Raw genomic sequence first — 21,601 nt, forward strand, 5'->3', positions numbered from 1 at the left:
ATGCGACATCGGAAAGGGCGTCCGCACAGCAATGATCTCTCTCAGCCTCTCCCATATCGCCGACGTGCTCGGCGGTCGCCTCGTCGCGCGCCGCGGCGACACCCCCGACACCCTCGTCTCGGGCCTGGTCGACACCGACTCGCGCCTGATCGCACCCGGCGACATCTTCGTCGCCAAGCCCGGTGAGACCACCGACGGGCACCTCTTCGTCGGCACGGCCGTCGAGCGCGGAGCGGCACTCGCGATCGTCGAGCGCGAGCTCGACGACGAGGTCAGCCAGATCGTGGTGCCCGATGTCGTGACCGCCCTCAGCGACCTCGCTCGCGACGTCGTGGCCCGCGTGCGCGCCGCCGGCGAGCTGAAGATCGTCGGCATCACCGGCTCCAACGGCAAGACCACCACCAAGAACCTGCTCGCGCGCATCCTCGAGGCCGAGGGCGAGACCGTGTCTCCGCGGGCATCGTTCAACAACGAGGTCGGCGCCCCCCTGACGATGCTCCGCGTGACGGATGCCACCCGCTACCTCGTCAGCGAGTTCGGCGCGAGCGCCCCCGGAGCGATTGCCCACCTCGCGGGCCTGGTCACCCCCGACATCGGCGTCGTGCTGATGGTCGGAATGGCCCACGCCGGCGGCTTCGGCGGCATCGAGTCGACCTTCCACGCCAAGAGCGAGCTCGTGCGCGCCACCCGCGAGGGGGGCCTCGCCGTGCTGAACGTCGACGACCCGCGTGTCGCGGCGATGGAGCCCTTCGCGCGCGAGCGCGGTCAGGGCGTGCGCTGGTTCGGCCGCAGCGAGCGCGCCGAAGTGCGCGCCCTCGACGTCGAGGTCTCGGCATCCGGTACCCGCGCCGACCTGCTCGTCGACGGGCAGGCGTACACGCTGACCCTGCGGGTGCTGGGCGAGCACCACGTCATGAACGCCCTCGCCGCCCTGGCCGCCGCGACCGCCCTGGGTGTGCCGGCCGCCGACGCGATCGCGCGCCTCGAGACGGTCGAGATCGCCGAGCGGTGGCGCATGCAGCCGCTGGGCTCCGACCGCGTGCGCATCATCAATGACGCCTACAACGCCAGCCCCGACTCGATGGCTGCGGCACTGCGCACGCTCGCGCAGATCACCGGTCCGGGCGAACGCACGGTCGCCGTGCTCGGGGCCATGAGCGAGCTGGGCGAGTACGCCGACGAGGAGCACGACCGCGTCGGCCTGTTGGCCGTGCGTCTTCGCATCCAGCGCATCGTCGTCATCGGACCCGAGGCCCGCCGCATGTACCTCGAGGCCATCGCCCAGGGGTCGTGGGACGGGGAGGCCGTCTTCTTCCCCGACGCCGATGCCGCCTACGACTACCTCTCGACCGAACTGCGCGACGGTGACCGCGTGCTGGTGAAGTCGTCCAACTCGGCGGGGCTCCGGCATCTCGGCGACCGTCTGGGAGACTTGTTCGCGTGAGATCACTTCTGACAGCAGCGGCGATCTCGCTCGCCTTCACCCTCTTCCTCACCCCGGTCTTCCTGCGATGGTTCCGGCGGTGGGGCTGGGGTCAGGTCATCCGCACCCCCGAGAACGTGCACAACCCCTCGCACGGGGCCAAGCGCGGCACGCCCACCATGGGCGGCACGATCTTCATCCTCGGAACGATGATCGGTTACCTCATCGGTTCCTACGCCGGCAACAACCCGCCGACGCTGTCGGGGCTGCTGGTGTTGTGGCTGATGCTCGGATTCGGCGTCGTCGGCTTCATCGACGACTACATGAAGGTGCGCCACCAGAACAGCCTCGGTCTGTCGGGCTGGCGCAAGATCGCCGGCCAGATCATCGTCGCGGTCCCCTTCGCGATCGTGGCCCTCAACTTCCCGAACAACTTCGGCCAGACTCCCGCCTCGGAGTACATCTCGGTCTTCCGCGACATCCAGGTGCTCTCGCTCTTCGCCCTGGGCCCGGTGCTCGGCTGGCTGCTGTACCTGGCGTGGATCTCGTTCATCGGCACGGCGGCATCCAACTCCGTCAACGTGGCCGACGGGCTCGACGGTCTCGCCGCCGGCTCCGGCATCTTCGTCGTCGGCGCGTACAGCCTCATGGCCTTCTGGCAGAACAAGCAGATGTGTGCCGACGTGCTCGATCCCGCGGTGCAGGCCGGGTGCTACGCCGTGCGCGACCCGTTCGACCTGGCGATCGTGTCGGCGGCGTTCGTGGGCGCGCTGGTCGGGTTCCTGTGGTGGAACGCGCCGAAGGCGAAGGTCTTCATGGGCGACTGCGGATCGATGGCCATCGGCGGCGTGATCGCCGCCATGGCGATCCTCACCCGCACCGAGATCCTCCTCGTGCTGATCGCCGGCGTCTACGTGATCGCGTCGGGTTCGGTGATCCTCCAGCGGGCGTACTTCAAGGCCACCAAGGGCAAGCGCCTGTTCCTGATGAGCCCGCTGCACCACCACCTCGAGATGCGCGGCTGGCCCGAGGTCACGATCGTCGTGCGCATGTGGATCATCGCCGGCCTCCTCGCCGTCTCGGGCATCGGATTCTTCTACGTCGAATGGCTCTCACGCGTATGACCGACCTCTCCTCGCTCACCAGCTGGCACGCCGACTGGAAGGGCCTGCGCGTCGCCGTGCTCGGGCTGTCGGTCACCGGGTTCTCGGTCGCCGACACCCTCTCCGAACTGGGCGCCGTCGTGCTCGTCGCGACCGAGAGGGCGGATGCCGAGTACGCGCGGCTCCTGCCCGTTCTCGGCGTCGACCTGTACGAGGGGCCGCTGGACGCCGTGCCCGCCGCCCTCGTCGACTTCGCGCCCGAGGTCGTCATCGCATCCCCCGGCTTCGCGCCGCACCACCCGGTGATCCTCTGGACGCAGGAGCAGGGCATCGCCCTGTGGGGCGACGTGGAGCTCGCGTGGCGCCTGCGCGACAAAGTCGTGCGCGCCGACGGACGCCCCGCCGACTGGGTGCTGATCACGGGCACCAACGGCAAGACCACCACGACGCGCCTGACAGCCGAGATGCTCGTCACGGCGGGCCTGCGGGCGGCACCCGTCGGCAACATCGGCACCCCCGTTCTCGACGCCGTACGCGACCCGAGCGGCTTCGACGCGCTGGTCGTCGAGCTGTCGAGCCATCAGCTCTGGTATCTGAACCAGCAGCGCGGCGCCGACGCGCTGTCACCGCATGCGGCGGTGTGCCTGAACCTCGCCGACGACCACCTCGAGTGGCACGGCGGCGCCGACGCCTACCGCGATGCGAAAGCCGGTGTCTACGCCCGCACGCGCGTGGCCTGCGTCTACAACAAGGCCGACGTCGCGACCCGGACGATGGTGGAGGATGCCGAGGTCATGGAGGGCGCGCGCGCCATCGGCTTCGACCTCGGCGTCCCCGGACCCAGCGACCTCGGCGTCGTCGACGGCATCCTCGTCGATCGGGCGTTCCTCGAGGAGCGGGCCACCTCGGCCCTCGAACTCACCACCGTCGCCGACCTCGCCGCGCACGGGCTCGCCGCCCCGCACGTCGTGGCCAACATCCTCGCCGCGAGCGCCCTGGCCCGTTCGCTCGGTGCGACGCCGGCGCACATCCACGACACCCTCGAGCGCTTCCGCCTCGACCCTCACCGCATCCAGGTCGTCGGTGCGCACGCCGGTGTCACGTGGGTCGACGACTCCAAGGCCACCAACCCGCACGCGGCCGCCTCCTCTCTCGCCGCCTACCCCGGCGCCGTCTGGGTCGTGGGCGGTCTGCTGAAGGGCGTCGACCTGAGCGAGCTCGTCCGTTCGCGCGGCGACGCCGTGCGCGCGGTGATCGTGATCGGCACCGAGCGCGGCGACATCGTCGCGGCGTTCGCGCGACACGCCCCGGCGGTGCCGCTGTTCGAGGTCGACCACGCCGAGACTGAAGACGTCATGGCCCAGGTCGTCGAACTGGCGGCGGGTGTGGCCCGAGAGGGAGATACCGTTCTCCTCGCTCCCGCGGCGGCATCCTTCGACCAGTTCTCGTCCTACTCCGACCGCGGTGAGCGCTTCGCCGACGCGGTACGGGCGTGGATCGCGGGTCAGGACGACGGAGCGATTCGACCGAACGACTGAGGGGGACACGCGTGACCACGACGGCGCCCCCTCCGCGGCAGGCCCCCGACGACCAGCCCGAGCGGGGTGGGCTGATCGCCCGCGTCTCGCTGGGGCGGGCTTTCCGTCCGGTGTCGACCGAGTTCCTGCTGATCGCCTCGGCGGCGCTGCTGCTGACGGGCTTCGGTCTGGTCATGGTGCTGTCGGCGACCTCGGCGCTGGACGGGGGGCAGAGTCCCTTCGACCACGTGATGAAGCAGAGCGTGTTCGCGATCGTGGGCATCCCGCTGATGTTCGTCCTCAGCCGCGCCCGCATGGCGTTCTGGCAGAGGGTCGCCTGGCCCGCGCTGATCTTCGCCACGGCGTTCCAGCTGCTGGTCTACGTGCCCGGAGTCGGCATCGCCGCGAACGGCAACCGCAACTGGGTGATGATCGCCGGCTTCCAGTTCCAGCCCGCCGAATTCCTGAAGCTGGCGCTGGCGCTGTGGATGGGCGCCGTGCTGTACCGCAAGCGCCGGCTGCTCACCTCGTGGGCGCACGTGTTCATCCCGGTGGTGCCCGTGTCGGTGCTCGTCATCGGCACCGTGCTCGGTGGTAAAGACCTCGGCACGGTGATGATCCTCGTGCTGGTCGTGCTGGGCGCCCTGTTCTTCGCCGGTATCAAGCTGCGCATGTTCATCGTGCCGGCGGTTCTGTCGGTGGCGGTGGTGCTGTTGTCGGCGGTCGGCAGCGAGAACCGCATGGAGCGCATCGGCAGTCTTTTCGCTCCCGATGACGCGTCGTGCTACTACACGACCTGCTACCAGTCGTTGCACGGCGTGTGGGGCCTGGCGAGTGGGGGACTGTTCGGCCTCGGCCTCGGCAACTCGAAAGAGAAGTACGACTGGCTCCCGGCTGCGGCCAACGACTACATCTTCGCCATCATCGGTGAAGAGCTGGGCCTCATCGGGTGCATCGTCGTGCTCGTGCTGTTCGCCCTGTTCGCCGTGGGTGCGTTCCGAATCATCCGTCGCACCGACGACACGTTCGTGCGCATCATCGCGGGCGCGATCACGCTCTGGATCGTCGGTCAGGCTCTGGTCAACATCGGCGTCGTGCTGCGCGTGTTCCCCGTGCTGGGCGTGCCGCTGCCGTTCATGTCGCAGGGCGGAACCTCCCTGCTGTCGGTGCTGATCGCCTGCGGCGTGCTGCTGTCGTGCGCGCGCACGCTCCCGGACCGTCGCGCGGTCGCCGAGGCCGACGCGCCCCGGCGCGCCACGGGCCGGCGCGCGGCTCGCCGGAGCTGAGGCGCTCCGTCGCGCGACCGGGAGCGCTGAGCGACTCCGCCGGCCCTGTGACGTAGCCCGCCTCGCGACCAGGCCCGCCTCGCGACCAGGCTCGCCTCACGACCTGGTTAGGGTCGTACGGTGACGACTTACCTCCTCGCCGGCGGCGGCACCGCCGGGCACGTCAATCCTCTCCTCGCCGTGGCCGACGGACTCCGCGCGCGCGATGCCGCGGCCGACGTGCTCGTGCTCGGCACGCGCGAGGGGCTGGAGGCGCGCCTCGTGCCCCTGCGCGGCTACGAGCTGCTCACGGTCGCGAAGGTGCCGTTCCCGCGCCGCCCCGACCGCGCGGCCGCGGTCTTCCCCACCCGCTTCCTGCGGGCCGTGGCGCACGTGCGCCGACTCATCCGCGCCCGCGGCGTCGACGTCGTGATCGGGTTCGGCGGATACGCCGCGGCTCCCGCCTACATCGCCGCCCGCCGCGAGCGGGTGCCGTTCGTCGTGCACGAGGCGAACGCGAAGCCGGGCCTGGCGAACGTGCTGGGCGCGCGACGCGCCGCGGCGGTCGGCGTGGCCTTCGCCGGCACCCCTCTGCGGGGTGCGCGGGAGGTGGGGATGCCGCTCCGCCACGAGATCGTCGGACTCGACGCCGCGGCATGCCGCGCCGAAGCGGCCGCGCACTTCGGACTCGACGCCGCCCGCCCGACCCTCCTCGTGTTCGGCGGGTCGCTCGGCGCCCTGCGGCTCAACACGGCATTCGGGGGAGCATGGCGCGACGTGCTCGACGCGGGCTGGCAGCTGCTGCACGTCACGGGACAGGGATCGGATCTGCCCGATCCCGCCGTCGACGGGTACGCGCTCGTGCGCTACGTCGACCGCATGGACCTCGCGTTCGCCCTGGCAGACTTCGTCGTCTCGCGCTCGGGCGCGGCGACGGTCAGCGAGATCAACGCCCTCGGGATCCCCGCGGTCTACGTGCCATACGCCGTCGGCAACGGCGAGCAGAGCCTGAACGCGGCCGCCTCGGTGCGCGCGGGCGCGGCGATCCTCATCGCCGACGCCGACCTGACGCCCGAGCGCGTGCGTTCGGAGATCGTGCCGCTGCTGCGCGACGACTCCCGCCGCACGGCGATGCGCGACGCCGCCGCGCGGACCGGCATCCGCACGGGCACCGAGAACGTCATCGCGCTGATCGACGAGGCGCTCGCGGGCTGAAGCCCGGACCGGCACGGCGCGACGGGTCCACGTCGGCGCGCACGACGGTCCGAGGCCGCGCAGCGCGACGGTCCCGGCCCGGCGGCAAACGGTCCGAGGACCCGCGGGGCGACGGTCCGTGGGCTTCGCAGCGTCCCCGCGGGCGCGCCGGGGCATCTGCGCAGGGTGGGCGACGTAAACTCGCAGACGCCATGATCAGACCCGACCTGAGCCTCCCCCTCCCCGAGGACATCGCCTCCGCCCACTTCATCGGTATCGGTGGATCGGGCATGTCGGGGCTCGCCCGCATGTTCCTCGACCGCGGCATCCGGGTGTCGGGTTCCGACCGCTCCGACAGCGCCGCCCTGCGAGACCTCGCGGCGCGTGGCGCGACCGTCCACGTCGGTCACGACGCCGCCCACCTGGGCGACGCCGACACGGTGGTGCACACCGGCGCCATCTGGCCCGAGAACCCCGAGTTCGTCACGGCGAAGCAGCGCGGACTCCACGTCATCCACCGCTCCCAGGCCCTGCACTGGCTCATCGGGGGTCGACGTCTCGTCTCGGTCGCCGGCGCGCACGGCAAGACCACCTCGACCGGCATGATCGTCACGGCCCTCCGCACCCTCGGCGTCGCACCCACCTTCGTCAACGGGGGCGTCATCGCCGACCTCGGCGTCTCCAGCGGCACCGGCGCCGACGACCTCGTCGTCATCGAGGCCGACGAGTCCGACGGCACCTTCGAGCTGTACGACACCTCGGTAGCGCTCATCACCAACGTCGACCCCGATCACCTCGACCACTACGGCTCCCGCGACGCGTTCGACGCCGCCTTCGCCCGTTTCGCGGATGCCGCGAGCGAGGCCGTGGTCATCTCGGCCGACGACCCCGGTGCGCGCGCCGTGCGCGAGCGCATCACCCATGCGGGCGTCGTGACCTTCGGCGAGGACGCCTCGGCCGACGTTCGCCTCAGCGGCATCCGCACCGACGGCCCCGTCGCCTTCACGCTCACCGCCGGCGGCGAAAGCGTCGACGTGCGGCTGCGCGTGCCGGGCGCCCACAACGCGGTCAACGCCGCCGGCGCGGTCGCCGTGCTGCGCGTGCTCGGACATTCGCTCGCCGATGCCGCTCGCGCCGTCGAGGGCTTCGGTGGAACCGTGCGCCGCTTCGAGCTGCACGGGGTGGCGCAGGGTGTCAGCGTCTACGACGACTACGCCCACCACCCCACCGAGGTGGCCGCAGCCCTGTCGGCCGCGCGCACTGTCGTGGGCGAGGGGCGCTTGATCGCGATCCAGCAGCCGCACACCTATTCGCGCACGCAGGAGATGTACCGCGAGTTCGCCGAGGTGCTCGAGACCCACGCCGACCACACCGTCATGCTCGACGTGTACGGCGCCCGCGAAGACCCGGTGCCCGGGGTCACGGGAGAGCTCGTGAGCGGAGCGTTCGCGGATCCCGCGCACGTGCACTACGTGCCCGACTGGCAGGCGGCGGCGGACTACACCGCACTTATCGCTCGCCCGGGCGATTACGTCATCACCCTCGGCTGCGGAAACGTCTACCAGATCATTCCGCAGGTGCTCGACGCGCTCTCGCGCACCGAGGCCGCGGCGGTCTGAGCGTGAAGCGGCCCTCGCCCCTTCCGCAGCAGCCGGAGTCCGTCCGTCCGGCCGCGCGGGCTGAGCGCACCGGGGAGCGCCACGACCCCGCGGCCGGTGCCGCACCGGTGACGCCGCTCGTGCGCCCGGAGGCGGTGGATGCCGTGGGGGAGCCGACCCTCGAGGGGGCGGGCTTCCGCGACGTGCTGCGCGCCTCTCGCGCCCGCCGTCGCGCGCTGTCGGCCGAGGTCAAGCGGTTCACGGTGCGCAGTCGCCGTCGTCGTAACCTCTGGATCGGCGTGGGCGCGGCGATCCTCGTCACCGTCGCCGGCACGGCGGGCGCGGCGTACTCGCCGCTGTTCGCGGTCGAGCGCATCGACGTCGTCGGCACCTCGCAGCTCGATCCGGCCGCCGTCACCGATGCCCTCGGCGGTCAGCTGGGAACCCCTCTCGCGCTCGTGGACGACAGTGCCGTGAAGGCGGCCCTCGTGCGCTTCCCGCTCGTGGAGTCCTACACGCTCGAGGCCCGGCCGCCGCACGACCTCGTCGTGAACATCGTCGAGCGCACCCCCATCGGCGCCATACAGGGCGCGGCGGGTTTCACGGTGGTGGATGCCGCCGGCGTCGCCCTGTCGACCACCCCCGACGCCCCGGCCGGTCAGCCCGTCCTCGACATCGCGGAGGGGACGCAGTCGGCGGCGTTCCACGCCGCCGGGCGGGTCATGCGAGCTCTGCCGGACGCGGTCCGCGCGCAGGTCACCGGCGTCTCGGCATCCACTCCCGACGACGTCACCCTGACGCTGGGCGCGTCGGGCTCGACGGTCGTGTGGGGGAGTGCCGAGCGTTCGGCCGAGAAGGCTGTCGTGCTCGACCGGCTGATGCAGAAGAGCCCGCCCGATCGCGCCAGAGAGTACGACGTGACCTCTCCCGACGCGGGCGTCGTCCGTTCCTAGAGTCGCTCTCGCAGGCCATGTCGACGCGGTGCGTGGGGGCATGAGCGCGCGCGGGGGTGTCGTGGTGTACGGCGACCGTCATCCCGTCGCGCCTTCTCAGCGCGGGTGCGGCCGAGCCTCCGCCACGGATCTGCGAGGCGATAGTCCGACACGCCGCGTGTCGGGCGAGCGGCATCCGATGCGCCACCTACCTTCGAGCTAAGGAATTGCATACCGGGCAATTCTTTAACCCTCAACATGAGGTTTAAAGTTTCGGGTTCGGGGACAAACGGAGGCCGGCATGAGCCACAACCAGAACTACCTCGCCGTGATCAAGGTCGTCGGTGTGGGCGGCGGCGGCGTCAACGCCGTCAATCGCATGATCGAGCTCGGCCTTCGCGGCGTGGAGTTCATCGCGATCAACACCGACGCGCAGGCGCTGCTGATGAGCGACGCCGACGTCAAGCTCGACGTGGGTCGCGAGCTCACCCGGGGACTCGGCGCGGGCGCCGACCCCGAGGTCGGCCGTCGCGCCGCCGAGGACCACGCGGAGGAGATCGAAGAGGCCCTGCGCGGCGCCGACATGGTCTTCGTCACCGCGGGCGAGGGTGGCGGGACGGGCACCGGCGGTGCCCCGGTCGTCGCCAAGATCGCGAAGTCGATCGGCGCGCTGACCATCGGTGTCGTCACCAAGCCCTTCTCGTTCGAGGGACGCCGTCGCCAGAGCCAGGCCGAGGCGGGTGTCGGACGTCTGAAGGAAGAGGTCGACACCCTCATCGTCGTGCCCAACGACCGCCTGCTCGAGATCAGCGATCGCGGGATCTCGATGATCGAGGCCTTCGCCACCGCCGACCAGGTCCTGCTCGCGGGTGTCCAGGGCATCACCGACCTGATCACCACGCCGGGTCTGATCAACCTCGACTTCGCCGACGTGAAGAGCGTCATGCAGGGTGCGGGGTCGGCTCTGATGGGCATCGGCTCCGCCCGCGGCGCGGACCGCGCCATCAAGGCCGCGGAGCTCGCCGTCGAATCCCCCCTGCTCGAGGCGTCGATCGAGGGTGCGCACGGTGTGCTGCTGTCGATCCAGGGCGGTTCGAACCTCGGCATCTTCGAGATCAACGACGCCGCACAGCTCGTCAAGGAAGCGGCCCACCCCGAGGCGAACATCATCTTCGGCACGGTCATCGACGACACCCTCGGCGACGAGGTGCGCGTCACCGTGATCGCCGCCGGTTTCGACGGGGGCGAGCCCTCGCTGCGCATCGATCCTGTCGGCGCCCAGCGTCCGGCATCCACCCCGGTGCTGCCCGCGATCCCCGCCGACGACGTCGCCCGCGACCTCGACGCGGCCGAGGAGCAGAAGGCCACGGCCGAGCGCGTCCCCGAGCGTCGCCCGGAGCCGGCGCCCGTCACCGCGCGCGTGCCCGAGACCTCGTACGACAACGGCTACGCCGACGACGACCTCGACGTGCCCGACTTCCTGAAGTAAGCACGCACGAACTCTCCGACGAAAGCGGGTCCGGTCACCACCGGGCCCGCTCTCGTCGTCGAAGGAGCCCCATGGACACCGCCCTGGCCGATCGTCTCGCCGCCGTCGACGCGCGCATTCAGGATGCCGCCCGCGCGGCCCACCGCGACGCCGCCGCCATCACCAGGATCGTCGTGACGAAGTTCCATCCCGCGACCCTCGTGTCGGAGCTCCACGCCCTGGGCGTGCGGGACGTGGGGGAGAACCGGCAGCAGGAGCTCACCGCCAAGCGCGCCGAGCTGGACGGCATCCGGGACCTCCGGTGGCACTTCATCGGTCAGGCCCAGACGAACAAGGCGCGCGCGGTGCGGGCGGCGGCGGATGCCGTGCACTCGGTCGACCGCGCGCGCATCGCCGACGCTCTCGACGGCGCCGACGGTGACGGCCCGCTAGATGTGCTCCTGCAGGTGAACCTCACCGACGACGCGGGCCGCGGCGGGGTCGACCCCAGCGGCGTCGAGGAGCTCGCCGCGCACGTCGCGGGGCTGTCGACCCTACGCCTGCGCGGCGTCATGGCGGTCGCGCCGCTCGACGAAGAACCCGTCCGGGCCTTCGAACGGCTGCGCCGGTCAGCCGACACGGTGCGCTCCGTCGTCCCCGACGCCGAGTGGATCTCCGCGGGCATGACGGGCGACTTCCCCGAAGCGATCGCGATGGGCGCGACACACCTGCGGATCGGTTCCGCAATCACGGGCCCGAGGCCCCCGCGCGACTAGCCTCGAACCAGACGAGCGAACGGAGGATGCGATGTCGAACCCCCTCAAGAAAACGATGGTGTACCTGGGCCTCGCCGACGAGGAAGAGACCTATGAGGAGACAGCGCCGCAGCCCATCGCGCGCAAGCAGCCCGCACAGACTGCTGCTCCCCTCGAGAAGGCCGCGCCGGTGACCCCCCTGCACCGCCCCGCCGTGGTGCGTCAGCCCACCGCCGGGCCCGTGAGCGAGATCCTCACGGTGCACCCCAAGCAGTATCGCGACGCGCAGACGATCGCCGAGAACTTCCGCGAGGGCATTCCGGTCATCATCAACCTGTCGCAGATGAGCGACGCCGACGCGCGTCGCCTGATCGACTTCGCGAGCGGACTCTCGCTCGGGCTGTACGGTCGCATCGAGCGGGTGACGAGCAAGGTGTTCCTGCTCTCTCCCGAGAACATCGCCGTCTCCGGCGACGGTGCGATCGCGCAGGCCGACCCCGAGGGTGCGCCCTTCGCGTCCCAGTAACGCGTCGTGGCCGTCCTGAGCCTGGTCGGCTCCATTCTCAGCGTCATCCTGTTCATCTACATCGTGATCCTGCTCGCGCGCCTCGTGCTCGAGTACATTCCGATGTTCAACCGGGAGTGGCGTCCGCGCGGCGCCACCCTGGTGCTCGCCGAGATCGTCTACACCGTGACGGATCCGCCCATCAAGCTGATCCGTCGCGTGATCCCGCCCCTGCGCATCGGGGGGATCGCGATCGACTTCGGTTTCGCGATCGTGATGTTCGTCTGCTTCCTTCTGCTCAGCGTCACGCGGTCCCTCGCGGCCGCGTGACCCGCATCGCCGCCGTCTCTTCGACAGTGCACTTCGACACTGTGGAGGGGCGGCGGCTATGCTGTTCCGAAGCGGTACGCCTCGGTGCGACACCCCCACCCCTTCTTCATCAGAGCTCTCGAAAGAGGAATCACCATGGCACTGACCCCCGATGACGTCGTCACCAAGCAGTTCCAGCACGTGCGTTTCAAAGAGGGTTTCGACCCCGACGAGGTCGACGACTTCCTCGACGAGATCGTCGTCGAGTGGCGCAAGACGATCGCTGAGAACGACGAGCTGAAGAACAAGCTCGCGGCCTACGAGTCCGGCGAGGCCACCCCCGCCGCCGCAGAGGCGCCCGCCGCCGAGGCGCCCGCCGCCGCCGCCGAGCCCGTCGTCGAAGAGGCTCCCGCCCCGGCTCCGGCCCCCGTCGCGTCGACGCCGACCCCCGACATCGAGCCCGCCGCCCAGAGCGCCGGCATCATCGAGCTGGCCCAGCGCCTGCACGACGAGCACGTCGCCGAGGGCCGCGCACAGCGCGACCAGCTCGTCAGCGACGCCCAGGCCCAGGCGGCGTCCATCGTCGCCGAGGCCGAGCAGAAGGGCCGCGAAGAGCGCGCCCGTCTCGAGAAGGAGCGCGTGACGCTCGAGGGCCGCATCACCGAGCTGCGCAACTTCGAGCGCGACTACCGCTCGCAGCTGCGTTCGTACATCGAGGGTCAGCTCCGCGACCTCGACACCACCGCGACGTCCTCGGGCTCGACGCCGGTGTCGGCGATCGGTCTGTAGGACCACTCTTTGCGCAGTCGTTCTCCTCTGCGTCCGGCGGCGGCCGGCATCGTCATCGCGATTCTCGCGGTGCTGGTGCTGGCCGCCGACCAGTTGGCGAAGACCGTCGCCATCGACACTCTTCCCCCGGAGCGCGTCGTCCCCGTGCTGGGCGACGCCCTGCAGTTCTATCTCGTCCGAAATCCCGGTGCCGCCTTCTCCCTCGGCGAGGGAGTGACGTGGGTGTTCACCATCGCGCTGGCGGTCGTCGCCGGCGTCATCGTCTTCCTCGCTGTGCGGCGTGTGCGATCGCGGCTGTGGGCCGTCGTGCTCGGTCTTCTCCTCGGGGGTGTGCTCGGCAACCTCACCGACCGTCTCGTGCGCGACCCGGGCTTCCCGGTGGGTCACGTCGTGGACTTCATCTCGACCCCCTGGATGATGCCCGCGATCTACAACGTCGCCGATATCTTCATCGTCTCGATGATGATCTCGGTCGCCATCCTCGTGCTGGTGGGGCTCCGACTCGACGGCACGCGCGAGACGCGCGCCTCGAGGGCCGAAGCCGCCACCGCAGACACCGACGGCGAAGTCGAGCCGTCGCCCGAGCAGGGCACCCGCTGACATGGAGTCGCGGAGTCTGCCCGTCCCCGACGGGCTCGAGGGAACGCGCGTCGACCAGGCGCTGGCGAAGATGCTCGGCTTCTCGCGGACCTTCGCGGCCGACGTCGCCGACGCCGGGGGAGTGAGCGTCGACGGGCGCACCGTCGGTCGGTCCGATCGCCTCCGCGCGGGCGCTTGGCTCAGCGTGGAATGGGAGGCCAAGCGCGAACCCGAGATCGTGCCGGTCGCGGTCCCCGACCTCGGCATCGTCCACGACGACGACGACATCGTCGTAGTCGACAAGCCCGCGGGCGTGGCCGCCCACCCCTCGGTCGGCTGGGAGGGGCCCACGGTCCTCGGTGCCCTGGCGGCGGCGGGCTTCCGCATCGCCACGAGCGGCCCGGCCGAGCGACGCGGAGTCGTGCACCGCCTCGACGCGGGCACGAGCGGTCTCATGGTCGTCGCCAAGGCCGAGCGCGCCTACACACTGCTCAAGAGCGCGTTCAAAGAACGCGAGGTCGAGAAGATCTACCACGCCGTCGTGCAGGGTCATCCCGATCCGCTCAGCGGAACCATCGACGCGCCGATCGGGCGGCATCCCCACCACTCGTGGAAGTTCGCCGTCACCCCCCACGGCAAGGACTCGGTCACTCACTACGAGACCCTCGAGGCCTTTCCCCGGGCATCGCTCCTCGAGATCCATCTCGAGACGGGCCGCACCCACCAGATCCGCGTGCACATGGCCGCGCACAGGCACCCGTGCGCGGGCGATCCCCTGTACGGGGCCGACCCCACCCTGTCCGCGCGCCTGGGGCTGACGCGGCAGTGGCTGCACGCCCACCGATTGGCCTTCACGCACCCCGGCACGGGGGAGTGGGTCGCGTTCGAGTCGCCCTACCCGCCCGACCTGGCGCGCGCGCTGGAGATCCTCGGCGACGGAGCCTGACGCCGATCCTCACCCGTGTCCGCACGATTCCACCCGCGCCGCCGCCTTCGGGATCGTGCGGTCCTCAGCGCCCGCCCTCGAAGAGCGTCGGGTGATCGTCGAGCGCCGCCCGCACGCGCGCCGACATGTCGGCATCCAGGATCTCGTCGAGGGCGGTGATCGGATGCCACCCGACCTCGGTCATCTCCCCGTCGACCGGCACGGGGTCGCCCGAGATCCAGCGGCACGCGAAGGTCAGGTCGAGATAGTCGCTCTGGTCGCCGTTGGCGTAGGTCACCCGCGGGATCTGATGCACCCAGGCGAGCCTGTCGACGCTGATGCGCACCCCCGCCTCCTCCTCCGCCTCGCGGACGGCGGCGTCGGCGGGTTCCTCGCCCGGGTCGACGATGCCGGTGATCGGCGTCAGCCGTCCGTTGTCGCTGCGGCGACCGAGCAGCACCTGCCCGTCGTGCACGATGACCGCGGTCACCCCCACGAGAGGGAGGGGACGGATGCCGATGTGACGGCGGAGCTCCAGCACGAAATCAGGGGTGGGCACGCGCCCACCGTAGCCGAGCCGCGCGCGGTGGTCGTCGCCGACTGGGCGTCCGCCCCGAACATCGAGGGGCGATGTCGGAGGCCGAACGTACACTCGATACGTGGCAGCAGACTCCTTCGCTCACCTTCACGTGCACAGCGAGTACTCGATGCTCGACGGCGCCGCGCGCATCGGCCCGATGGTGCAAGAGGCCGTCAAATTGGGCATGCCGGCCATCGCGGTCACCGACCACGGCAACACCTTCGCGGCCTACGAGTTCTACAAGACCGCGAAAGACGCCGGCATCAAGCCGATCATCGGCATCGAGGCGTACGTCACCCCCGGCACGCACCGTTCCGACAAGGCGCGGGTGCGGTGGGGTACGCCCGAGCAGCAGGGCGACGACGTCTCCGGTTCGGGTGCGTACACGCACATGACGCTGCTCTCCGAGACGACCGAGGGCATGCACAACCTGTTCCGGCTGTCGTCGAGGGCGAGCATGGAGGGGTACTACTTCAAGCCCCGCATGGACCGCGAGCTGCTGCAGACCTACGGCAAGGGTCTCATCGCCACCACCGGCTGCCCCTCGGGGGAGGTGCAGACGCGTTTGCGCCTCGGCCAGTACGACGCCGCGCGCGCCGCCGCGGCGGAGTTCCAGGACATCTTCGGCAAAGAGAACTACTTCGCCGAGATCATGGACCACGGACTCTCGATCGAGCGGCGCGTCATGACCGACCTGCTGAAGATCTCGAAAGACCTCGGCATTCCGCTCGTCGGCACGAACGACCTCCACTACACCCATCAGCACGACGCCACGAGCCACGCCGCTCTTCTGTGCGTGCAGTCGGGGTCGACGCTCGACGACCCGAAGCGCTTCAAGTTCGACGGCGACGGCTACTACGTCAAATCGGCCGCCGAGATGCGTCAGGTGTTCCGTGACAACCCCGAGGCGTGCGACAACACCCTGCTCATCGCCGAGCGATGCGAGGTCGAGTTCGACACCTCCGCGAACTACATGCCGCGCTTCCCCGTCCCCGCGGGCGAGACCGAGGGCAGCTGGATGATCAAAGAGGTCGAGAACGGCCTCCGCGACCGCTATCCCGACGGCATCCCCGACGACGTGCGCAAGCAGGCCGAGTACGAGACCGACGTCATCCTGCAGATGGGGTTCCCGGGCTACTTCCTCGTCGTCGCCGACTTCATCAACTGGGCCAAAGACCACGGCATCCGCGTGGGTCCGGGCCGTGGCTCGGGCGCGGGGTCGATGGTCGCGTACGCGATGAAGATCACCGATCTCGATCCGCTCAAGCACGGCCTCATCTTCGAGCGCTTCCTGAATCCCGACCGCGTCTCCATGCCCGACTTCGACGTCGACTTCGACGACCGTCGTCGCGGCGAGGTCATCCAGTACGTCACCGAGAAGTACGGCGACGAGCGTGTGGCGCAGATCGTGACGTACGGCACCATCAAGGCGAAGCAGGCCCTGAAAGACGCTGGGCGCGTCCTGGGCTTCCCCTTCAGCATGGGCGACCGTCTCACCAAGGCCATGCCCCCGGCCGTGATGGGCAAGGACATGCCCCTCGACGGCATGTTCAACCCCGAGCACCCGCGGTACAAAGAGGCGAGCGAGTTCCGCACGCTCATCGAGACCGACGCCGAGGCCAAGACGGTCTTCGACACCGCCCTGGGGCTCGAAAACCTCAAGCGCCAGTGGGGCGTGCACGCCGCCGGCGTCATCATGTCGAGCGAGCCCCTCATCGACATCATCCCGATCATGCGCCGCGAGCAGGACGGCCAGATCGTCACGCAGTTCGACTACCCCGCGTGCGAGTCGCTCGGCCTGATCAAGATGGACTTCCTGGGGCTGCGCAACCTCACCATCATCAACGACGCCCTCGACAACATCGAGGCCAACCGCGGCCATCCGCTCGTGCTGGAAGACCTCGACCTCGACGATGCGGCATCCTACGAACTCCTCGCCCGCGGAGACACGCTCGGCGTCTTCCAGCTCGACGGCGGACCCATGCGTTCGCTGCTGCGCTTGATGCGGCCCGACAACTTCGAAGACATTTCGGCGGTGCTGGCGCTGTACCGCCCCGGTCCCATGGGCGTGAACTCGCACATCAACTACGCGCTGCGCAAGAACAAGCAGCAGGAGATCGAGCCGATCCATCCCGAGCTCGAGGAGCCGCTCGCCGACATCCTCGACACCACCTACGGCCTCATCGTCTACCAGGAGCAGGTGATGGCCGTCGCGCAGCGTGTCGCGGGGTACACGCTCGGTCAGGCCGACCTTCTTCGCCGCGCGATGGGCAAGAAGAAGAAGAGCGAGCTCGACAAGCAGAAAGAGATCTTCTTCGGCGGCATGACCGAGCGCGGCTTCGGCGACGTCGCGCAGCAGACGCTGTGGAAGGTGCTCGAGTCGTTCGCCGACTACGCCTTCAACAAGGCGCACACCGCCGCCTACGGGCTCGTGTCGTACTGGACGGCCTACCTCAAGGCGCACTACCCGGCCGAGTACATGGCCGCGCTGCTGACGAGTGTCGGTGACTCGAAAGACAAGATGGCGGTCTATCTCAACGAGTGCCGCCGCATGGGCATCAAGGTGCTGCCGCCCGATGTGAACGAATCGATCCGCTTCTTCGCGGCCGTCGGCGAAGACATCCGCTTCGGCCTGGGCGCGGTCCGCAACGTCGGCACCAACGTCGTCGACGGCATCGTCGCCGCGCGCCAGGACGCCAGGTACACCTCGTTCCACGACTTCTTGTCGAAGGTGCCGATGCACGTGGCCAACAAGCGCACGGTCGAATCGTTGATCAAGGCCGGGGCGTTCGACTCGCTCGGGTCGACCCGGCGCGCTCTGGTCGAGGTGCACGAAGACGCCTGCGAAGGCGCCGTGCTCGACAAGCGACGGGAGGCGAACGGCGAGGTCGGCTTCGACTTCGACTCGCTGTGGGACGAACCGCAGCAGGTCGTCAAGGTTCCCGAACGACCCGAGTGGACCAAGAAAGACAAACTGGCGTTCGAGCGCGAGATGCTCGGACTCTACGTGTCCGACCACCCCCTCGCGGGCCTCGAGGTTCCGCTGGCCAAGCACGCGTCCACCTCCATCCACGATCTGCTGGCGTCCGAAGACGTGCAGGACGGCGATCAGGTCACCGTGGCGGGTCTGCTCACCAGCGTCCAGCACCGGGTGGCGAAGCAGAGCGGCAACCCCTACGGCATGATCACCGTCGAGGACTTCAACGGCGAGGTGACCGTGATGTTCATGGGCAAGACCTACGCCGAGTTCGCACCGGTGCTGCAGGCCGACTCGATCCTCGTCGTGCGGGGTCGGGTGTCGCGCCGCGACGACGGCCTCAACCTGCACGCGCAGAGCGCGTTCGCGCCCGACCTCGAGGGGCTCGATGAGACGGGCGGTCTGACGCTCATGGTGCCGGAGCAGCGCGCGAACGAGGCGCTGGTCGGAGAACTCGCACAGATGCTGCGCCGGCATTCGGGCTCGACCGAGGTCGTTCTCAAGCTGCACAAAGGCGCGACCGCGAAGGTGTTCGAGGTGCCGATGCCCGTGCGCGTCACGGCCGACCTCTTCGGTGAGCTGAAAGGTCTGCTCGGGCCGAACTGCCTCGGCTGAATCGCCCCCGAACCTCCCGCTGCAAGCCCCGCGGATGCCGACGAGCCCGTGATTAGGATGACCAGGCGCTCCGGCGCCCTGGTGAAAGGATCATCGTGACCGATCAGAACCCCCACGACGAGAACACCCTCGGCGATCGCGAGCGTCTCGCCGCGCCCGTCGACGAGACGCCCACCCACGACCGCCCCGTCCCGTCCGCCCGCACGGGGGAGCACCGTTCCGTTCCGGCGTCAGCGCACGCCAACTCCGGCGCGCGCGACCACGACCAGCTCCCTCGCACGGGCGATGCTCCGCAGTACGGCGTCGGACCGTTCTCCGTCCGCGAGGTCGCCCTCCTCGGCATCTGGGTGGTCGCCTTCTTCGTGTCGTTCTTCCGGATCAACATCCTCGACTCGCCGTCCGGCGTGCTCATCGGCGGTCCGAACGTCTGGCTGTCGGGACTGTGGTGGATTCCCACCGTCGCGCTCCCGACCGTCGCCGTGGGCCTCCTCGTGCTCCGCCGGCTCTCGCCCCAGGGCATCCGCCGCGTCGGGTCCCTCGGCATCGACCAGTTCGCCTCGGTCGCCTTCACCGTCGCGGCGTTCGTCTGGGTCTCCTGGGTGTGGGACACCGTCGTGATCTTCAACGAGACCGGCATCTGGACGCGGTCGTGGGTCATCTGGGTCGAAGCCATCGTCCTGCTCGCAGGAGTGGTGCTGACCGTCTTCGGACCCCTCATCCCGCCCTTCTCCCAGGACTTCCGGGGCCGCGAGGAGGTTCCGGCGCACCGCAGCGCCCGCCCCATCCGCGCCGTCGTCGCCCGACCCCGCGCTCCGCGTGCACCGCGCACGCCGCGCCGCGGCGCGGACGACCACATCCCGGCGCACCCGGGCGAAGAGTCGCCCGGCCGCCACGGCGTCGACGAGGCTGTGCCCGGCAGCTACACCGGATCGACCGACCTCGCGCACGACGAGGCGGCCCCGCGCACCACGGTGCTTCCCGCCCACTCCGAAGGCGACAGTGACACCGACGTCTTCGCACCCCTGCGCGCGGATCGCGACGACCGGGCCGATGACGCGCAACGATTCGACGCGTACCGCTCCGACGAGGCCCGCGACGGTGACCGCCGCCACGACGCGTACCGCTCCGAAGACGATCGGTACATCGACGCCCCGCGGCTGCACGGTGACCGACGCGACGACGACCGTCACGACGGCGACCGACACGATGACGACCGTCACGACGACGACCGTCAGGGCGAGCACGGCCGCTCCGCATACCTGCGCGAGGGGCAGCGCCGGGAGGACGAGTCGCACCGCGCCGGCGACCGCGATGCGCGGAACTCCCGTGACGAGCACCCCCACGCGCAGGCGTTCTGGGCGCTCGCGCCGGAGCAGCGCGAGATCGTCGACGATTACGGCACGCCGATCTTCCACATCGGCCCCACGGCATGGGCGCTCGTCGTCGAAGACCGGGGCGAGACGTTCGTGGTGCGCCACGACGACGGACGTATCGGCTACCTGCACGACGTCTCGGGCATCACGCGGGGTTGAGCACCGCCCTGCGAGCCGCCGCCGTGTGGGCGGCGGCTCGCAGGGCGCACGTGCGGCTGCTCGGCGGGTGCCCGTGGTGCGACCCCGCGGACGGTCCGCGCGACGAACGGCACGTGTCTTCGACGGTTGCCCGAGCAGCATCCGATGAGACCCTGTCCGCCCGGCTGAACACCGACTGCGAGCCGCTCGCCGCGCGCCAGGCACGGTGCGCACGGCCGGTAGCCTGGGACGCATGCTCCGCACGATCGATCTCCGCGGCCGCGTGCTCTCGCCGGCCGAACTCCTGGCCGTCGTCCCGCGCGCCGATGCCGCGCGGGATGAGGCCCTCGTCACGGCTGCGCGTCTCGTCGACGACGTGGCCCACCGCGGCGAAGAGGCACTGCGCGAGCAGGCTGCGCGGTTCGACCGAGTGAGCGACCACGCCCTCCGCGTCCCCGCCGACCACCTCGAAGAGGCCTTGCGAGATCTGGCCCCCGAGATCCGGGCGGCCCTCGATGCCGCCATCGAGCGGGTGCGCACGGCATCCGCCGCGCAAGTCCCCCCTCCCGTCGTCACCGAGATCGGCGTCGGCGCCCGCGTGACGCAGCGCTGGCAGCCGGTGCGCCGCGTCGGCCTGTACGTACCGGGCGGCAAGGCGGTCTACCCCTCGAGCGTCGTGATGAACGTCGTCCCGGCCCAGGTCGCGGGCGTGCGCGAAGTCGCGCTCGCCTCACCCCCGCAGTCAGCGTTCGGCGGACGCGTCCACCCCGTCATCCTCGCGGCCGCGCGTCTGCTCGGCGTCACCGAGGTCTACGCGATGGGCGGCGCCGGCGCCATCGGGGCCTTCGCCTACGGGGTGTCCGAGATCGGCCTCGACCCCGTCGACGTCGTCACCGGACCCGGCAACAACTTCGTCGCCTCCGCCAAGCGCGCCGTGGCCGGTCGCGTCGGCACGGACTCCGAGGCGGGGGCGACCGAGATCCTCGTCGTCGCCGACGACAGCGCCGAGCCCCACCTGGTCGCGGCCGACCTCGTCAGCCAGGCGGAGCACGACGAGCAAGCCTCTGCCGTGCTCGTCACCGACTCCGCCGCGCTGGCCGAGGCCGTGCAAGCGGCCCTGCCCGCCCGCGTGGCGGCGACCCGTCACAGCGAGCGCGTGACCGCCGCCTTCCACGGCCCGCAGTCGGCTGTCGTGCTCGTCGACGACGTCGCGCAGGCAACCGCGTTCAGCAACGCCTACGCTCCCGAGCACCTGGAGCTGCACCTCTCCGATCCTCGGCCCGAGGACTTCGTCAACGCGGGAGCGGTCTTCGTCGGGCCGTACACGCCCGTGAGCCTGGGCGATTACCTCGCCGGCAGCAATCACGTCCTCCCCACGGGTGGTCAGGCGCGTTATGGAGCAGGGCTTTCGGCGGCCACGTTCCTGCGGCCCCAGCAGGTCGTGGAGTACGACCGTGCGGCGCTTTCCGAGGTACGGGATGCCATCGTCACCCTCGCCGAAGCCGAGGCGCTGCCCGCGCACGGCGAGGCCGTGACCGCGCGCTTCGAGGTCTGAC

Annotated in this window: 18 protein-coding genes; 17 read left to right on the top strand and 1 reads right to left on the bottom strand. The window is 70.2% G+C overall.

The window, feature by feature from the left end; all coding sequences use genetic code 11:
• Positions 1–31: 31 nt before the first annotated feature.
• From QRO03_RS13195 to QRO03_RS13260, 14 genes are all read left to right on the top strand, one after another.
• Positions 32–1,444 carry a UDP-N-acetylmuramoyl-tripeptide--D-alanyl-D-alanine ligase gene (locus tag QRO03_RS13195; protein ID WP_285137950.1) on the top strand — a complete coding sequence of 471 codons (1,413 nt, stop codon included), beginning with the start codon at positions 32–34 and terminating at the stop codon, positions 1,442–1,444.
• Positions 1,441–2,547, top strand: a complete 1,107-nt coding sequence (mraY, locus tag QRO03_RS13200; protein ID WP_285137951.1) for a phospho-N-acetylmuramoyl-pentapeptide-transferase — start codon at positions 1,441–1,443, stop codon at positions 2,545–2,547. Before QRO03_RS13195 ends, mraY begins: the two co-directional genes overlap by 4 nt.
• The gene (murD, locus tag QRO03_RS13205; RefSeq protein WP_285137952.1) at positions 2,544–4,064 is read left to right on the top strand and encodes a UDP-N-acetylmuramoyl-L-alanine--D-glutamate ligase; all 1,521 of its coding nucleotides are present in this window, start codon (positions 2,544–2,546) and stop codon (positions 4,062–4,064) included. Before mraY ends, murD begins: the two co-directional genes overlap by 4 nt.
• Before the next feature lie 11 nt (positions 4,065–4,075).
• Positions 4,076–5,329: a putative lipid II flippase FtsW gene (gene ftsW, locus QRO03_RS13210; protein ID WP_285137953.1), complete on the top strand. Its 1,254-nt coding sequence runs from the start codon at positions 4,076–4,078 to the stop codon at positions 5,327–5,329.
• 120 nt (positions 5,330–5,449) lie between these two features.
• On the top strand, positions 5,450–6,523 hold the full coding sequence (locus tag QRO03_RS13215) for a UDP-N-acetylglucosamine--N-acetylmuramyl-(pentapeptide) pyrophosphoryl-undecaprenol N-acetylglucosamine transferase (RefSeq protein WP_285137954.1): 1,074 nt from the start codon (positions 5,450–5,452) through the stop codon (positions 6,521–6,523).
• Between the two features lie 191 nt (positions 6,524–6,714).
• Complete coding sequence (gene murC / locus QRO03_RS13220) at positions 6,715–8,121, top strand: UDP-N-acetylmuramate--L-alanine ligase (protein WP_285137955.1); 1,407 nt, start codon at positions 6,715–6,717, stop codon at positions 8,119–8,121.
• Positions 8,122–8,123: 2 nt separating this feature from the next.
• Positions 8,124–9,053, top strand: a complete 930-nt coding sequence (locus QRO03_RS13225) for an FtsQ-type POTRA domain-containing protein (RefSeq protein WP_285137956.1) — start codon at positions 8,124–8,126, stop codon at positions 9,051–9,053.
• 280 nt (positions 9,054–9,333) lie between these two features.
• Positions 9,334–10,521 (top strand): cell division protein FtsZ, encoded by a 1,188-nt coding sequence (gene ftsZ, locus QRO03_RS13230; RefSeq protein ID WP_285137957.1) that lies wholly within the window; start codon positions 9,334–9,336, stop codon positions 10,519–10,521.
• A 71-nt stretch (positions 10,522–10,592) separates the two neighbouring features.
• On the top strand, positions 10,593–11,276 hold the full coding sequence (locus QRO03_RS13235; protein ID WP_285137958.1) for a YggS family pyridoxal phosphate-dependent enzyme: 684 nt from the start codon (positions 10,593–10,595) through the stop codon (positions 11,274–11,276).
• 31 nt (positions 11,277–11,307) lie between these two features.
• Positions 11,308–11,781, top strand: a complete 474-nt coding sequence (locus tag QRO03_RS13240) for a cell division protein SepF (protein WP_183417950.1) — start codon at positions 11,308–11,310, stop codon at positions 11,779–11,781.
• 6 nt (positions 11,782–11,787) lie between these two features.
• Positions 11,788–12,090, top strand: a complete 303-nt coding sequence (locus tag QRO03_RS13245) for a YggT family protein (protein WP_055957458.1) — start codon at positions 11,788–11,790, stop codon at positions 12,088–12,090.
• Positions 12,091–12,225: 135 nt separating this feature from the next.
• A complete protein-coding gene (locus tag QRO03_RS13250) occupies positions 12,226–12,858 on the top strand; it encodes a DivIVA domain-containing protein (RefSeq protein WP_285137959.1) in 633 nt (210 codons plus the stop codon).
• 9 nt (positions 12,859–12,867) lie between these two features.
• Positions 12,868–13,458, top strand: coding sequence for a signal peptidase II (gene lspA / locus QRO03_RS13255; RefSeq protein WP_285137960.1), 591 nt, complete (start codon positions 12,868–12,870; stop codon positions 13,456–13,458).
• Position 13,459: 1 nt separating this feature from the next.
• Positions 13,460–14,383 (top strand): RluA family pseudouridine synthase, encoded by a 924-nt coding sequence (locus QRO03_RS13260; RefSeq protein WP_285137961.1) that lies wholly within the window; start codon positions 13,460–13,462, stop codon positions 14,381–14,383.
• Between the two features lie 64 nt (positions 14,384–14,447).
• Here QRO03_RS13260 and QRO03_RS13265 read toward each other — a convergent pair whose 3' ends face one another.
• Complete coding sequence (locus tag QRO03_RS13265) at positions 14,448–14,921, bottom strand: NUDIX hydrolase (protein ID WP_285137962.1); 474 nt, start codon at positions 14,919–14,921, stop codon at positions 14,448–14,450.
• Positions 14,922–15,069: 148 nt separating this feature from the next.
• Here QRO03_RS13265 and dnaE point away from each other — a divergent pair, with 148 nt between their 5' ends.
• The 3 genes from dnaE to hisD all read left to right on the top strand — a co-directional run bounded on the left by dnaE (position 15,070) and on the right by hisD (position 21,600).
• Complete coding sequence (gene dnaE, locus QRO03_RS13270; protein ID WP_502883046.1) at positions 15,070–18,534, top strand: DNA polymerase III subunit alpha; 3,465 nt, start codon at positions 15,070–15,072, stop codon at positions 18,532–18,534.
• 95 nt (positions 18,535–18,629) lie between these two features.
• Positions 18,630–20,066: a hypothetical protein gene (locus QRO03_RS13275; RefSeq protein ID WP_285137964.1), complete on the top strand. Its 1,437-nt coding sequence runs from the start codon at positions 18,630–18,632 to the stop codon at positions 20,064–20,066.
• 232 nt (positions 20,067–20,298) lie between these two features.
• Positions 20,299–21,600 carry a histidinol dehydrogenase gene (gene hisD / locus QRO03_RS13280; RefSeq protein WP_285137965.1) on the top strand — a complete coding sequence of 434 codons (1,302 nt, stop codon included), beginning with the start codon at positions 20,299–20,301 and terminating at the stop codon, positions 21,598–21,600.
• Position 21,601: the final 1 nt, after the last annotated feature.

Source organism: Microbacterium sp. lyk4-40-TSB-66, assembly GCF_030209475.1.
In the GTDB taxonomy this organism is placed as follows: domain Bacteria; phylum Actinomycetota; class Actinomycetes; order Actinomycetales; family Microbacteriaceae; genus Microbacterium.